At 56.6% G+C, this 14,468-nt stretch carries 17 protein-coding genes; 12 read left to right on the top strand and 5 right to left on the bottom strand.

What is annotated here, in order from left to right:
• Positions 1-7: 7 nt before the first annotated feature.
• The 3 genes from fimC to fimA all read right to left on the bottom strand — a co-directional run bounded on the left by fimC (position 8) and on the right by fimA (position 1,912).
• A complete protein-coding gene (fimC, locus tag WM95_RS06175) occupies positions 8-700 on the bottom strand; it encodes a type 1 fimbria chaperone FimC (protein ID WP_023310643.1) in 693 nt (230 codons plus the stop codon).
• 34 nt (positions 701-734) lie between these two features.
• Positions 735-1,280 carry a type 1 fimbrial protein subunit FimI gene (gene fimI / locus WM95_RS06170; protein WP_023310642.1) on the bottom strand — a complete coding sequence of 182 codons (546 nt, stop codon included), beginning with the start codon at positions 1,278-1,280 and terminating at the stop codon, positions 735-737.
• 68 nt (positions 1,281-1,348) lie between these two features.
• The gene (fimA, locus tag WM95_RS06165) at positions 1,349-1,912 is read right to left on the bottom strand and encodes a type 1 fimbrial major subunit FimA (RefSeq protein ID WP_023310641.1); all 564 of its coding nucleotides are present in this window, start codon (positions 1,910-1,912) and stop codon (positions 1,349-1,351) included.
• Positions 1,913-2,222: 310 nt separating this feature from the next.
• On the opposite strand from fimA, the gene folD reads away from it, so the two are divergent.
• The 5 genes from folD (at position 2,223) to WM95_RS06140 (ending at position 6,742) form a co-directional block, all read left to right on the top strand.
• Positions 2,223-3,089 (top strand): bifunctional methylenetetrahydrofolate dehydrogenase/methenyltetrahydrofolate cyclohydrolase FolD, encoded by an 867-nt coding sequence (gene folD, locus WM95_RS06160; RefSeq protein ID WP_008499332.1) that lies wholly within the window; start codon positions 2,223-2,225, stop codon positions 3,087-3,089.
• A gap of 1 nt (position 3,090) precedes the next feature.
• The gene (gene ybcJ, locus WM95_RS06155) at positions 3,091-3,303 is read left to right on the top strand and encodes a ribosome-associated protein YbcJ (RefSeq protein WP_045356450.1); all 213 of its coding nucleotides are present in this window, start codon (positions 3,091-3,093) and stop codon (positions 3,301-3,303) included.
• Between the two features lie 234 nt (positions 3,304-3,537).
• Positions 3,538-5,037, top strand: coding sequence for a PTS transporter subunit EIIC (locus WM95_RS06150; protein ID WP_023310639.1), 1,500 nt, complete (start codon positions 3,538-3,540; stop codon positions 5,035-5,037).
• An 86-nt stretch (positions 5,038-5,123) separates the two neighbouring features.
• On the top strand, positions 5,124-6,140 hold the full coding sequence (gene malI, locus WM95_RS06145; RefSeq protein ID WP_059446541.1) for a Mal regulon transcriptional regulator MalI: 1,017 nt from the start codon (positions 5,124-5,126) through the stop codon (positions 6,138-6,140).
• A gap of 74 nt (positions 6,141-6,214) precedes the next feature.
• On the top strand, positions 6,215-6,742 hold the full coding sequence (locus WM95_RS06140; RefSeq protein ID WP_045400772.1) for a metal-dependent hydrolase: 528 nt from the start codon (positions 6,215-6,217) through the stop codon (positions 6,740-6,742).
• A gap of 163 nt (positions 6,743-6,905) precedes the next feature.
• Here WM95_RS06140 and cysS read toward each other — a convergent pair whose 3' ends face one another.
• Positions 6,906-8,291 carry a cysteine--tRNA ligase gene (gene cysS, locus WM95_RS06135; protein ID WP_063409641.1) on the bottom strand — a complete coding sequence of 462 codons (1,386 nt, stop codon included), beginning with the start codon at positions 8,289-8,291 and terminating at the stop codon, positions 6,906-6,908.
• A 174-nt stretch (positions 8,292-8,465) separates the two neighbouring features.
• Here cysS and ppiB point away from each other — a divergent pair, with 174 nt between their 5' ends.
• The 7 genes from ppiB to mnmH all read left to right on the top strand — a co-directional run bounded on the left by ppiB (position 8,466) and on the right by mnmH (position 13,177).
• Positions 8,466-8,960 carry a peptidylprolyl isomerase B gene (gene ppiB / locus WM95_RS06130; protein ID WP_023310635.1) on the top strand — a complete coding sequence of 165 codons (495 nt, stop codon included), beginning with the start codon at positions 8,466-8,468 and terminating at the stop codon, positions 8,958-8,960.
• A 3-nt stretch (positions 8,961-8,963) separates the two neighbouring features.
• A complete protein-coding gene (gene lpxH, locus WM95_RS06125; protein ID WP_063409640.1) occupies positions 8,964-9,686 on the top strand; it encodes a UDP-2,3-diacylglucosamine diphosphatase in 723 nt (240 codons plus the stop codon).
• Positions 9,687-9,823: 137 nt separating this feature from the next.
• Positions 9,824-10,033 carry a YdgH/BhsA/McbA-like domain containing protein gene (locus WM95_RS06120; protein ID WP_023310633.1) on the top strand — a complete coding sequence of 70 codons (210 nt, stop codon included), beginning with the start codon at positions 9,824-9,826 and terminating at the stop codon, positions 10,031-10,033.
• Positions 10,034-10,101: 68 nt separating this feature from the next.
• Entirely contained in the window at positions 10,102-10,287 is a 186-nt protein-coding gene (locus WM95_RS06115; protein WP_029741050.1) for a hypothetical protein, read from the top strand.
• A 161-nt stretch (positions 10,288-10,448) separates the two neighbouring features.
• Positions 10,449-10,958, top strand: coding sequence for a 5-(carboxyamino)imidazole ribonucleotide mutase (gene purE / locus WM95_RS06105; RefSeq protein ID WP_063409639.1), 510 nt, complete (start codon positions 10,449-10,451; stop codon positions 10,956-10,958).
• On the top strand, positions 10,955-12,022 hold the full coding sequence (gene purK, locus WM95_RS06100) for a 5-(carboxyamino)imidazole ribonucleotide synthase (protein ID WP_063409638.1): 1,068 nt from the start codon (positions 10,955-10,957) through the stop codon (positions 12,020-12,022). The genes purE and purK overlap by 4 nt, the downstream gene beginning before the upstream one ends.
• An 84-nt stretch (positions 12,023-12,106) precedes the next feature.
• Positions 12,107-13,177 carry a tRNA 2-selenouridine(34) synthase MnmH gene (gene mnmH, locus WM95_RS06095; RefSeq protein WP_063409637.1) on the top strand — a complete coding sequence of 357 codons (1,071 nt, stop codon included), beginning with the start codon at positions 12,107-12,109 and terminating at the stop codon, positions 13,175-13,177.
• 122 nt (positions 13,178-13,299) lie between these two features.
• Here mnmH and WM95_RS06090 read toward each other — a convergent pair whose 3' ends face one another.
• Complete coding sequence (locus WM95_RS06090; protein ID WP_088544694.1) at positions 13,300-14,445, bottom strand: porin; 1,146 nt, start codon at positions 14,443-14,445, stop codon at positions 13,300-13,302.
• Positions 14,446-14,468 lie beyond the last annotated feature (23 nt).

Genomic DNA, 14,468 nt, shown 5'->3' with positions numbered 1-14,468 from the left:
ACTCTACTCACAGGTTGACGCTACGCGCCGGGGTGATGGCACCGTAGTCATTCACGCTCTGCCAGGAAAGCGTGCCGCTGGCACCGGCTGGCAGCACCTGCTGTGCCGAGCTTTTCGGCGCAACCATCAGGTTTTCCAGCGTCTGCCCGCCCATCTTCAGATTGACGAGGGTGATGTAATACGGGGATGCGTTGCTGACCTTGAGATGGCTGCCCGCGCGCTCAAACCGCAGCTGGGAAAGCGCCTCTTCCGGCTGCATCGCCAGGTTGTTCGGGCGCACAAACAGCTTGATGCGTGAGAGGATCGCCAGCTGCAGCACGTTATTGTTTTCCGTTTTCGCTTTGTTCACCGACGGGATCGCCTTCACGTTCATGTAAAAGAGCGATTCACGATCGGCTGGCAGCGCTGGCCCGGCGTAAATAATACGCAGCGTGTTTTCACTGTTCGGCTCGCTGACAAACAGGGGGGGAGTGACGGCAAAGGTTTTTTCTTTTTGCCCGCTCGCATTTTCGATCCACGCGTTAATTAAATAGCGTTCCTGTTTGTTGCTGTTGGTGATCGCCAGCGACGTTTGCTTCGCCTCTGCGGGATAAATAACGCGCGTGGCCCCCAGCGCAATACCGCCGGAAGCATTTGCGCAGGCAGAAACCATCATCAAAATAAACGATAAAAAAAGTCCTGGTTTAATTAGGGTATTCATCACAACCGTACCTTTAATAATGTGTTCGCAGGTGTTATGGATAAATCAACGTAAACCAGACATCCGACTGAATTTTGCCTGGCTCGAGGTGTTCGGAAATAGCCCGATAGCGGGCGCTAAAATGGAACGCGAGCTCGCGGGTATCGATCGGCAGCCAGCTGACGGCCGTGGCGTTTGGGATAATCTGACGCTGCTGTTCGTCAAAGAGCGCCAGCCCCACGCCGCTGCTGACAGGCGTTTCCCCCGGCCGCGATGTCGCCAGAAAGACCTGCGGATCTTCTGCGGGCGTCACGCCCTGAAACTGGATCCCCACGGTGCGCGAAACATCAACGCTGCAGTCCAGCAGCCGCACGGTAAAAGGCACGTTAACCGTGGAAAAACTGCCCACACCGGAAAATGAATTGGTTCGGTACTGCCCCATGTCGATGCGCATATTCTGGCTGTCGGGCGCCACGGCACAGCCGCCGTTCACCAGTTCACCCCGGAGATGAACCTTGCCACCTTCGATCACCACGGTATGCGCCGATGCCGGGCAAGCCATCGCAAGGGTTAACAGCAGTAGTGTTCCAGTCCTTGTCATCCTTCGTTCCTGGCATTAGCGTATGACGGGCCTCGTCCCTGAGGCCTGAACATCCCTGTGCGGAGGAATTACTCGTATTTCATTACGAAGGTGGCGTCAGCGTTCGCCTGGCCTGGCTCAGTGGTGGCAGCCGTTGATTTGTAACGCGCGGTGAACTTCAGGGTGTTCGTCCCTTCGATCAGCGTCTGCGCAGCAGAGAAGGTCGCGCCGTCTGGGGTCAGAACGCTGGATTTGCTGTCGAGGATCTCGATACCCACGCCTTTCGCGGTGTTGTCGTTGTTACCGGAGGTCACGGCCAGCAGGGTTTTGTCGGTTGGGTCGATCTGACCGGTGAACGCAACAGCGGCAGTTTTGGCAACCAGCGGATCGCAATCATTCAGTTCAATGTTGAATGGAATATTAGAGGTGGTGTCGCCCACTTTGGTAAATTTCGCGGTACGATACTGACCCAGATTAACGGTCTGCTCGGAAGAATCAGTATTTACTGAACAAGCCGCGTTAACCAGCTCACCTTTAAAATGTACGGTACCGCCATTAACGGAAACCGGCGCAGCAGGATCTGCTGCATTTGCGGCACCTGCAACCAGGGCCAAAGTAGCAATAACAGTAGAAGCAATGTTGCTGAGTTTCATGTCTATTCCTTTAAAATGTAAATAACCCTTCCCGCGAATAATCGGGAATAAGAAATACGTTCAATTGATTAATTGAAAGCTTATTTCGGAGGAGACAAAGTAGCTCAGGACGCGTTTTTTAAATATGTCAAAACTCTGCCATTTCGCCAGGTCACATCCTAATACCGCCTAAGAAATTGACCATCCCCTAAGAAGGGTTTTTGCGTCTCACTGATAAAAACGCGTAAAGGGTGACTGACAGCGACGCTCGCTTCTGACAAAATACACGCCATCCCCCCTTTCAAACGTTACAGACGGAATCTTCTCTCTGATGGCAGCAAAGATTATTGACGGTAAAACGATTGCGCAGCAGGTGCGCTCTGAGGTCGCGGAAAAAGTGAAGGCGCGTAAAGCTGCCGGAAAACGCGCCCCCGGGCTGGCCGTTGTGCTGGTTGGCAGCAACCCGGCATCGCAAATTTATGTCGGCAGCAAGCGCAAAGCGTGTGAAGAGGTGGGCTTCGTCTCCCGCTCTTACGATTTGCCGGAAACCACCAGCGAAGCAGAACTGCTGGAACTTATTGACACCCTGAATGCCGATAAAGAGATCGACGGTATTCTGGTTCAGCTGCCGCTGCCTGCAGGCATCGACAACGTGAAGGTGCTGGAGCGTATTGCACCGGATAAAGACGTGGACGGTTTCCATCCGTACAACGTTGGCCGTCTGTGCCAGCGCGCGCCGCGCCTGCGCCCGTGTACGCCGCGCGGCATTGTGACGCTGCTGGAGCGCTATAACATCGACACCTACGGTCTGAACGCCGTGGTTATCGGTGCCTCCAACATCGTGGGCCGCCCGATGAGCATGGAGCTGCTGCTGGCGGGCTGCACCACCACCGTGACCCACCGCTTCACCAAAAACCTGCGCCACCACGTTGAGAACGCCGATCTGCTGATCGTCGCGGTCGGCAAGCCGGGCTTTATTCCGGGCGAGTGGATCAAAGAGGGCGCGATTGTCGTGGACGTTGGGATTAACCGTCTGGAAAACGGCAAAGTGGTCGGCGACGTAGTGTACGAAGACGCCGCGGCTCGCGCCTCTTACATTACCCCAGTACCGGGCGGCGTTGGCCCGATGACCGTAGCAACGCTGATTCAGAACACGCTGCAGGCGTGCGAAGAATATCACGACGTAGAGGACGCGTAAGATGGCGACTTTTTCATTAGGTAAACACCCGCACGTTGAGCTGTGCGATCTGCTGAAGCTGGAAGGCTGGAGCGAAAGCGGCGCGCAGGCGAAAATCGTTATCGCCGACGGGCGGGTTTTAGTCGACGGCGTGGTAGAAACGCGCAAGCGCTGCAAGATTGTCGCGGGTCAGACCGTGAGCTTTGAAGGACAGAGCGTAACCGTTACGGCCTGAGCCGTCTGATGCCCTCATCCCAACCCTCTCCCACAGGGAGAGGGAATATTAAATCCCCTCACACCCATCGCGGTTATTTATCGATCAACTTCAAATAATCACTATTTCATCTGTTGAAATATGAAAATTCTGTTGCGCGTTTTTCACTCTTTGCCCACGATAAGTAGAACGTTCTACTAAAACGTTATACTTACAATAACAGCGCCAAAAAAGCGCTACTCGGGGGAAATCAGCATGAGTCTGATATCAGGGTTTGTTAAATCGCTGTCTAAGTTATCGATGATTGGTCGCGCCTTAATGCTGCCAATTTCACTGCTTCCCGCTGCGGGCCTGCTGCTGGCCTTCGGCGATAAGTTCCATCTGCCGCTGATGATGAACGCGGGCGGGGTTATCTTTGATAACCTGCCGATGCTGTTTGCCATTGGCTCCGCCGTGGGTCTGGCGTCAGAATCCGGCATCGCCGCGCTGTCTGCGGCGGTGTCGGTGTTTGTCACGAATATCACCATCAGCACCGTGCTGAGCATCACGCCGGAAATGGCCTCCCAGGGCGGGAAATACGCCATGGTCGTCGGCATCCCGACGCTGCAGATGGGCGTCTTCGGCGGCCTGATCTGCGGTATTCTCGCGGCCTGGTGCTATAACCGCTTCCACACCATGCAGCTGCCGGAGTTCCTGGGCTTTTTCTCCGGCAAGCGCTTCGTGGCCATTGCAACGGCGTTTCTGTCGTTCCTGATGGGGCTGCTGCTACCGTACGTGTGGCAGCATATCCAGGCCGGTATCGACGCGCTCTCCGTGGTGGTTAACGGCGATAATCAGGCGGCATCGACCTTTATCTTCGGTCTGGTTGAGCGCGCGCTGATCCCGCTCGGCCTGCACCACATCTGGTATCCGTCCTTCTGGTATTCGTTCGGGGATTACACCACCCAGGCAGGACAGGTGATCCACGGCGACCAGACCATCTGGTTCAAGATGCTGGAAGAAGGAGTGAAATCCTTCAGCAGCGACACCTACCAGAATGCCGGTAAATTCATGCAGGGCGAATTCCCGCTGATGCTGTTCGCGCTGCCCGCCGCGTGCCTGGCGATGTATCACGAAGCCCATACGAAGAATAAGAAAATCGCCGCCGGTATTCTGTTCTCTGCGGCGCTGACCTGCTTCCTGACGGGGATCACCGAACCGGTCGAGTTTACCTTTATCTTCGTGGCGCCGATCCTGTACGTCTTTAACGCCATCATGGCGGGCCTGGCCTACATGACCATGTATCTGCTGCATGCGCATATCGCCAAGTCGTTCTCCGCAGGTTTTATCGACTATCTGTCATTCGGGATCCTGCCGTCCTTTAACGGTTATCAGACCAACTTCCTGAATGCCATCATCATCGGTATTCCAATGGGCCTGATTTATTACTTCACGTTCCGCTTTGTGATCCGTCGTTTCGACGTGAAAACGCCGGGCCGCACTGAAGTGACCGCCAACGCGGATGATAAGTCTGATTCAGAACTCGCGACCGAGATCATTACCCTGCTGGGCGGGGCGCATAACATCGACTCCGTCGGCTCGTGTATCACCCGCCTGCGCCTGGAAGTCGCAAAAAGCGAGGTGGTAGACAGAGACGGCCTGAACGGACTCGGCGCGCGCGGCGTGGTCTTCGTCGGCGACAACGGTATTCAGGTGATTTTCGGTGCCAGAGCACAGTTTATCGCCCAGACCATGTCCACCATGATCGGCAAATAATAAGATGCCTGAACGACGCGTCTCCTGTAGTCTGGGAGACGCATTGTCGTATCTGACTGATAATCGGTGAATTTCAGGGAGCGGTTTTGAAGAAAGTCAGCATTATTGATGTCGCAAAGCACGCGGGCGTGTCGGTCTCAACCGTCTCGCTGGTTTTGCGCCAGAAAGGGAAAATCTCAGAGGCAACGATCGAGAAGGTCAACGCTGCCATCAATACGCTGGGCTATGTTCATAACGTTGCCGCTGCCAATCTCCGCGCCAATACGTCCAATCTGATTGGCCTGATCCTCCGTGACTTTAGCGACAGTTTCTCCATCAAGGTGATGGCGAGCATCGTCCAGGATCTTGAAAAACAGGGGTATATGGTTTTTCTCGGCCAGCCCCAGAACGACCATGACCATCTTGAGCGCTGCCTGCTGTCGTTTAAGCAGCAGGGCGTCGCCGGGGTTATCTATCTGGCCTCCGATACCCGCAAGTCTACCCTGCCGGAGCAGATTCGCCGCTGCCCGCTGCCGCTGGTGGTGGTCTCGCAGTCGCTGCTGGATGAAAAATGCAATCTGGTGATGCGCGATAACCGTCAGGCGGCAAATCTGGCGGTGCGTTATCTTATCGAGCGCGGCCATCGCAATATCGCCTACATTGGCGGACGTGAAGGCTGCCTTATTCGCGAACAGCGCCTGCTCGGTTTTCGCAGCGCGATGACGCAGAACGGGCTGGTCTGGCGCGATGAATATTCTCCGGCCTGCAGCGATGACACCCTGGCTGCGGGTTTCGCCACCCGCCAGCTGCTGGAAAAAAACAACACCATCACCGCCCTCCTCTGCCACTCTCCGGATGCCATGATCGGCTCCATCTCCGGTATTCATCAGGTCGGACGAACGGTGGGTAAAGATGTGTTTCTGACGCAGCAGGTCGCGCTGGTCGGTTTCGAAGATATGCTCCACGTTAACCTCACCTCGCCGTCATTCACCTATGTGTCGTCCGCCAGCGAAGAGACCGGGCGTCAGGCTGCCGGGCTGATTATTCGCACGCTGAAGGAGCCGACGCTGCAAACCCAGCGCATTACGCTTTCCGGGCAGCTTATCGCACGCGAGTCGGCGTAAAAATAAGAATTTGACGCGGATCTGCCGGCGCGGGATTGCTGCTATATTTCCATGATTTGCCATGGATAATCGCAATGCCTACCGTTATTACTCACGCTGCTGTTCCGCTTTGTCTGGGCTTAGGCCTCGGAACCAAAGTGATTCCTCCCCGCCTGCTGTTTGCCGGGATTGTCCTCGCTATGCTGCCGGATGCCGACGTGCTGGCGTTCAAGTTCGGCGTCGCGTACGGCAATGTTTTCGGCCATCGCGGCTTTACCCACTCCCTGCTGTTCGCCTTTGTGGTGCCGATACTCTGCGTGCTGATTGGCCGACGATGGTTCCGGGCCAGCCTGGCGCGGTGCTGGCTGTTTTTAACCGTGTCTTTGCTGTCGCACAGCCTGCTGGATTCGATTACCACGGGCGGGAAAGGCGTCGGCTGGCTGTGGCCGTGGTCAGATGAACGCTTCTTTGCGCCGTGGCAGGTCATTAAGGTCGCGCCGTTTGCGCTGTCGCGCTACACCACGCCGTACGGGCATCAGGTGATCGTGTCAGAACTGCTGTGGGTGTGGCTGCCGGGAGTCGTGCTGATGGGGTTGCTGTGGTGGAGGAAACGTGCGCGCTGATGCCCTCACCCCGGCCCTCTCCCACGGGGAGAGGGAGAAAACCTAATAATCCCCTCTCCAGCGGGGAGAGGGAGAAAACCTAATAATTCCCTCTCCAGCGGGGAGAGGGAGAAAACCTAACAATTCCCTCTCCCTGCGGGAGAGGGTTAGGGTGAGGGGAAAATTACTTACGACGCCAGGTCGTTCCCTGCGGGCCATCTTCCAGAATGATGCCCATCTCGGTCAGACGGTTGCGCGCCGCATCTGCCGCCGCCCAGTCTTTTGCCTGACGCGCTTCCAGACGCGCTTTGATCAACGCTTCAATTTCCGCCACTTCACCGTCGTCCGCCTGCGCACCGCTCTGCAGGAACGCGTCCGGATCCTGCTCCAGCAGGCCGAGCACGGAGGAGAGCTTACGCAGATGGGATGCCAGCGCATTCGCCGCGGCCATATCTTCTGACTTCAGGCGGTTTACTTCGCGCGCCATGTCGAACAGCACGGAGTACGCTTCCGGGGTGTTGAAGTCGTCGTTCATCACCTCAACAAAGCGGGCTTCGAACGCTTCGCCGCCAGCAGCAGGAACAGACCTGTCGGTACCGCGCAGCGCGGTATACAGACGCTCCAGCGCCGAGCGCGCCTGTTTCAGGTTCTCTTCGCTGTAGTTCAGCTGGCTGCGATAGTGGCCGGACATCAGGAAGTAGCGCACGGTTTCCGCGTCGTAATATTTCAGCACGTCGCGCACGGTGAAGAAGTTACCCAGCGATTTAGACATTTTCTCGCGGTCAACCATTACCATCCCGGAGTGCATCCAGTAGTTAACGTACTCGCCGCCGTGGGCGCAGGTGGACTGCGCGATTTCATTTTCATGGTGCGGGAACATCAGATCCGAACCGCCGCCGTGAATGTCGAAGTGCTTGCCCAGCTGCTTGCAGTTCATCGCGGAACATTCAATGTGCCAGCCCGGACGGCCTTCGCCCCACGGGGATGGCCAGCTTGGCTCGCCCTCTTTGGACATTTTCCACAGTACGAAGTCCATCGGGTTACGCTTCACGTCAACTACGTCAACGCGCGCCCCGGCCTGCAGCTGCTCCAGATCCTGACGGGAAAGCGCACCGTAGGTTGGGTCCGTCGGCACGGAGAACATCACGTCACCGTTGTCCGCAACGTACGCGTGGCCGCGTGCGATCAGCTTTTCGGTGATCTCAATAATTTCGTGAATGTGGTGGGTCGCGCGCGGCTCGCTGTCCGGGCGCTGAATATTCAGGGCGTCAAAATCTTTATGCATCTCGACGATCATGCGATCGACCAGCGCAACGAAGCTTTCGCCGTTTTCATTTGCGCGCTTGATGATTTTGTCGTCGATGTCGGTGATATTACGCACGTATTTCAGGGTATAGCCCAGAAAACGCAGGTAGCGTGACACCACGTCAAAAGCGACAAAGGTACGGCCATGGCCAATGTGACAGAGATCGTAAACCGTAATACCACACACGTACATGCCGACTTCCCCGGCATGGATAGGTTTAAATTCCTCTTTCTGGCGCGTCATTGTATTAAAGATTTTTAACATCGAAGATTCCATGTAAACACGTGTGTGGTTGAAAACAGGCTATTCTACCCGTAATTCAAACCCGAAGCAGCACACAATGCAAGGTGATCGCATCCTGTGGTTATGCTATAACAAGCCCCTATAGATGACCCGAACGCGGGTCGACGTACCACAATAACGGAACAGGATGCAAAAATGGTTACTTTCCACACTAATCATGGCGATATCGTAATCAAAACCTTTGATGACAAAGCGCCTGAAACAGTTAAAAACTTCCTGGACTACTGCCGCGAAGGTTTCTACAACAACACCATTTTCCACCGCGTGATCAACGGCTTTATGATCCAGGGCGGCGGTTTTGAACCTGGCATGAACCAGAAAGAGACCAAAGAAGCGATCAAAAACGAAGCGAACAACGGTCTGAAAAACACCCGCGGTACGCTGGCAATGGCCCGTACTCAGGCTCCGCACTCTGCCACCGCGCAGTTCTTCATCAACGTGGCCGACAACGACTTCCTGAACTTCTCCGGCGAAAGCCTGCAGGGTTGGGGCTACTGCGTATTCGCAGAAGTGGTTGAAGGTATGGACGTGGTTGACAAGATCAAAGCCGTCGCTACTGGCCGCAGCGGTATGCACCAGGACGTTCCTAAAGAAGACGTTGTGATTACAAGCGTGACCGTCAGCGAGTAATTCGTGGCGACACTCTTTATTGCGGATCTGCATCTGCAAACAGAAGAACCGGCGATAACCGCCGGTTTTCTGCGTTTTTTACGCGGTGAAGCGAAAAGCGCCGATGCGCTGTACATCCTGGGCGACCTCTTTGAAGCCTGGATTGGCGACGACGACCCTAACCCGCTGCACCGTGAAATGGCAGCCGCCATTCACGCCCTCGTGGATTCCGGCGTTCCCTGCTACTTCATTCACGGCAACCGTGATTTCCTGATCGGCAAGCGCTACGCCCGCGAAAGCGGCATGACGCTGCTGCCGGAAGAGCAGGTGCTCGATCTCTATGGCCGCGGGGTCCTGATCATGCACGGCGACACGCTCTGCACCGACGATACTGGCTACCTGGCGTTTCGCGCCAAAGTCCACACCCCGTGGATCCAAAAGGTGTTCCTTGCGCTGCCGCTGTTTATCCGCAACCGCATCGCCGCCAGAATGCGCGCGGGCAGTAAAGCCGCCAACAGCAGCAAATCCATGACCATCATGGACGTGAACCCGCAGGCCGTGGTGAGCGTAATGGAAAAGCATGGCGTTCAGTGGTTGATCCACGGTCATACGCACCGTCCTGACGTCCATTCCCTTATCGCCAACGGCGAAGCGGCCCATCGCGTGGTGTTGGGTGCCTGGCACACCGAAGGCTCCATGGTCAAAGTCACGCCAGAGGGCGTGGAGCTGATCGCGTTTCCGTTCTAACCCCTCACACTATCATTCTATTTTTTTGAACAATATCGGCAAATTGTTTCGATTTTAATCAGCCCGTGGTCGGCTTATTATTTATCACATCAGGGCAACACGCCCTATCCCAGATAAAATACTTAAGGAATACGACCATGAAATCCATCAAAACTTTCGTTGCAGTTGCCGCTCTTTCCCTGGTTTCTTTCGGTTCTTTCGCTCAAAGCGTGAGCGCAACCGCCTCTACCCTTGACCGCGCAGAAGCGAAAATTGCCGCGCAGGCCGCCGAGCAGAATGCCTCTTATAAAATCACGAGCGCGAAGGTCAACAACCGCGTGTACATGACCGCAGAACTGACTAAATAAAAACCCTGATTGCCGTGCCGCCAGCTACGACGTGCGACAGCGACAATACGATGAGGAAGGAACAGAGAATGAAAAACATCAGCATCGTAAGTACCCTGCTGCTGGCAGTCGTGGTGTCCACAGGCGCACAGGCCGCGGAGAATCGCTTCTCCGTGCCAAAATCAGGCTCGAATGCCGACACCAGCATGGTAAATCATATCGATGTCAGCCGCGCGTTCGACAACGAGAACCTGTCCGCAGGGGATCTTCAGTAACATCACATAAAAGACCGCCATCGTGCGGTCTTTTTTGTTATCGCTTTCTCGCCATAACTGCTCACCTTTTAACCGCGCAACCGTTTTCCTTGCCCGTATAACATGCTATTCTCTGTGCCCTCGAAAGCAGTGTGTTTCGCACCACAGGAGTTTTAAGACGCATGTCTTCCCGCAATAATCCGGCGCGTGTCGCCATCGTGATGGGGTCCAAAAGCGACTGGGCTACCATGCAGTTCGCCGCCGAAATCTTTGAAATCCTGAATGTTCCGCACCACGTTGAAGTGGTCTCCGCGCACCGCACACCGGACAAACTGTTCAGCTTCGCCGAAAGCGCCGAAGAGAACGGTTATGAGGTGATCGTTGCCGGTGCGGGCGGCGCAGCACATCTGCCAGGCATGATTGCCGCCAAAACCCTGGTGCCGGTACTAGGCGTTCCGGTCCAAAGCGCCGCGTTAAGCGGTGTGGATAGCCTCTACTCCATCGTCCAGATGCCGCGCGGTATTCCTGTCGGCACGCTGGCGATTGGTAAAGCGGGTGCTGCCAATGCCGCCCTGCTGGCGGTGCAAATTCTTGCGACGCACGATAAAGCATTACACCAGCGTCTGGCGGAGTGGCGTAAAGCCCAGACCGACGAGGTGCTGGACAATCCGGACCCGCGGGGTGCGGCATGAAGCAGGTTTGCGTCCTCGGTAACGGCCAGCTAGGCCGCATGCTGCGTCAGGCCGGTGAGCCGCTGGGTATTGCCGTCTGGCCCGTCGGGCTGGACGCCGAACCGGAAGCCGTACCGTTCCACCAGAGCGTGATCACCGCCGAGATCGAACGCTGGCCGGAAACGGCTCTGACCCGCGAGCTGGCGCGTCATAACGCCTTCGTTAACCGCGACGTATTCCCGATCATCGCCGACCGTCTGACGCAAAAGCAGCTGTTCGACAAGCTCGGTCTGCCGACCGCGCCGTGGCAGCTCCTGTCCGATAAAAGCGAGTGGAATGACGTTTTCGCGATGCTGGGCGAGCTGGCAATCGTGAAGCGCCGCGTGGGCGGTTACGACGGCCGCGGCCAGTGGCGCCTGCGTGCAGATGAAACGGCAGAACTGCCGGACGACTGCTACGGCGAGTGCATCGTTGAGCAGGGCATCAACTTTAGCGGTGAAGTGTCGCTGGTTGGCGCGCGCGGGCACAACGGGCATACCGTCTTTTATCCGCTGACGCATAACCTGCATCAGGACGGCATTCTGCGCACCAGCGTCGCCTTCCCGCACGCCAATGCTGACCAGCAGGCGCAGGCGGAAGATATGCTCTCTGCCATCATGCACGAACTCGGGTATGTGGGCGTCATGGCGATGGAGTGCTTTATCACCCCGTCCGGTCTGCTGATCAACGAACTTGCGCCGCGCGTGCACAACAGCGGGCACTGGACGCAAAACGGCGCGTCCATCAGCCAGTTCGAGCTGCACCTGCGCGCGATCGTCGACCTGCCGCTGCCGCAGCCGGTGGTGAACTGCCCGTCGGTGATGATCAACCTGATCGGCACCGATCTGAACTACGACTGGCTGAAGCTGCCGCTCGTGCATCTGCACTGGTATGACAAAGAGGTCCGCGCGGGTCGTAAGGTCGGTCACCTGAACCTGAACGACAGCGACACGGGCCGCCTGAGCGCCACCCTGGAAGCCATGATCCCGCTCCTGCCTCCGGAATATGCGAGCGGTATTGTCTGGGCACAGTCAAAGCTCAAGTAAGACATCTGCGCCGGGGAGTTGACCTTCCCCTTCCCCGGCGTACAATCCCCGCCCATTGCTGCTGAGTTTTCTTCTGGAATAACCATGAACGATGGAACGGACTATCGCGCGATCCTCGCGTCTGATACCCCTTTAATCGACGTTCGCGCGCCGATCGAATTTGCCCAGGGCGCGATGCCTGCGGCGATCAACCTGCCCTTAATGAACGACGACGAGCGCGCCGCCGTCGGCACCTGCTATAAGCGCCAGGGCCCCGAAGCCGCGCTGGCGCTCGGCCATCAGCTGGTGAGCGGCGAGACGCGTGAGGCACGCATCAACGCCTGGCGGGAAGCAAGCCTTGCCCATCCTGAGGGCTTTCTCTGCTGCGCGCGCGGCGGCCAGCGCTCGCATATCTCTCAGGCCTGGCTGAAAGAGGCGGGCGTCGACTACCCGCTGATCCGCGGCGGCTATAAGGCCCTGCGTCAGACGGCAATTCAGGTGACCATCGAGCAGTCACAAAAGCCGATGGTGCTTATTGGCGGCTGCACCGGAAACGGTAAAACCCTGCTGGTGAAGCAGCACGCTCAGGGTATCGATCTGGAAGGGCTGGCGCACCATCGCGGTTCGTCGTTTGGCCGCACGCTCACGCCGCAGCTTTCCCAGGCGAGCTTTGAAAATCACCTTGCGGCTGAGCTCCTGAAAAAAGACGCCGCGCGCTGGGTGCTGGAAGATGAAGGCCGGATGATTGGCTCCAACCATCTGCCGGAGTGCCTGCGCGACCGCATGGTTGAAGCCCCTATCGTTGTCGTCGAAGACCCGTTTAACGTCCGTCTTGAGCGCCTGCGCGAAGAGTATTTCGACCACATGTGGGCGGACTTTTCTGCCGCCTACGGCGAGGAAGCAGGCTGGAGGGAGTACAGCGAGTACCTGCACCACGGCCTGTTCGCCATTCGCCGCCGTCTGGGGCTGCAGCGGTATGCAGAATTCACCGCGCTGTTAGATTCCGCGCTGCTGGAACAGCAACGCTCCGGCAGCACAGAGGCGCACTTCAGCTGGCTTGCGCCGCTGCTGAAGGACTATTACGACCCGATGTACGGCTATCAGCTGGAGAAAAAAGCGGAGAAGATTGTCTATCGCGGGACGTACGAAGAGATTGCTGAGTGGCTTGATCGCTAAAATAAAGTCGGATGGCGAGGTAAAAGCAAAACGGCAACCAGGGTTGCCGTTTTTAATGTTTGTTCCCTCTCCCGTGGGAGAGGGTCAGGGTGAGGGCATCATGCCGCACCCTACAAAACGACTTAGAAGTCGTAACGCAGACGCACCAGGTTCATGTCGCCCAGATTGTCGGTGCTGGAGGTGAACACGTGTTCGTAATCCACGCGGAAGCCGTAATCCAGCTGGAAGCTGATACCCACGCCGTTGTCGATGCGCTGGTAGTTACGGCCGTTCACGTACTCAATACGGTCACCCATGAAGTAAGGCTGGATGGATTTAACCGCGTACTGACCGACTGGGAACTTGTAGCCCGCAAAGTATTCAATACCCCATGCATCACCGGCGAAGTAGTCGTTAACAGACACTTTTTTGGTGGTCAGGAAGTTCTGATACCAGCCGCCGCCAGCGGAGAAGGTCCAGTTGTCCGGCGTCCAGCTCAGCGCGGTACCGAGGATGTTCTGGTCGTAGGTTTTGCTGTCGCCGTTGTCCGGGTTACGCATGTCCGCGCGGGTGTAGTTCCACGCCGCGCCCCAGGTCAGGTCGGTGGTCAGGTGGTAATCCAGACCCAGCGAGCCGCCGCCTTTACGCTTGTAGCGCAGGCCGTTGCCCGGCAGGTATTCGCTGTCTTCAAACAGGTAGGATGCATAAATATCGGCATCACCCACGGTTTTCTTATATTTCAGCATCTGGCGTGAACGGTAAGAACCGTCGTAATCGCCGTTGATACCGTTACCCGGAGCCTGGCCGATCATGTCGTAGTCCCAGATATCGGTTTTCGCGCCCACCACATCATAGTAAACGCTGTTCTGTTGACCGAAGGTCAGCGTACCCCAGGTGTCGCTCTTCAGACCGGTGTAGAGCATACGACGCGTGGTGTCGTGTGCGCCGTCGGCGTAGTGGTGATCCCAGTTAAACTGCGCAGGAATATTGACACCCAGCTCGTAGTAGCTGATCCAGCTGATGTCATCAAACAGGTAGTAATCTGCAGCGAAACGGAAGCGGGTGCCGCCGTCAAAGCCGTTACGCTTGTAGCTGTTTTTACCGTCGTCGCCGGTCATGTTCTGGAACTGAGGACGGATACTGCCGCCAACGGTGAAGTTCAGGCGGCTCAGCGGGTTACCCGCCTGAGGATCCTGCTTAAGAACGGTGATTTCCGCCTGAGAAGCGAAGGTAGTCAATGCCACTGCCGCGCCGATCGTTGCCGCCAGCGCTGATTTTTTTATAGTCATTATTTTTCCTTAATAGACACGCT

Source organism: Enterobacter cloacae complex sp. ECNIH7 (assembly GCF_002208095.1).
Classification (GTDB): domain Bacteria; phylum Pseudomonadota; class Gammaproteobacteria; order Enterobacterales; family Enterobacteriaceae; genus Enterobacter; species Enterobacter cloacae_M.
This window is presented reverse-complemented; position numbering and strand designations above follow the sequence as displayed.